Source organism: Salifodinibacter halophilus (genome assembly GCA_012999515.1).
GTDB lineage: Bacteria > Pseudomonadota > Gammaproteobacteria > Nevskiales > Salinisphaeraceae > Salifodinibacter > Salifodinibacter halophilus.
Genome location: JABEEB010000747.1, coordinates 1 through 235, shown reverse-complemented (window position 1 = coordinate 235; position 235 = coordinate 1). Strand labels below are relative to the sequence as shown.

The 235-nt window shown below is 73.2% G+C and carries 1 protein-coding gene; it reads left to right on the top strand.

The window, feature by feature from the left end:
• Nucleotides 1-235: hypothetical protein (locus HKX41_13565; GenBank protein ID NNC25161.1), on the top strand; the 235-nt coding region annotated here is incomplete at both ends.

The window sequence follows — 235 nt, the reverse complement described above, 5'->3', positions numbered from 1 at the left end:
GGGCGCGATGTCGCCGCCAGCCTGGCCGGCGCGCAGTTGATGCGCGGCGGCGGCGGCCTCAGCCGCGAACAAATCGACGCGCGCTTCCAGGCGCTCAAGACCAGCGCGCGCGTCGGCGGCGACCTGCAATCGGCCTCGATCGGCCTGCAGACGCGCCGCGATCAACTCGCCGATGCCGTCGCACTGGCGGCCAAGCTGCTGCGCGAACCGGCCTTCCCCGAGGCCGAGTTCGAAC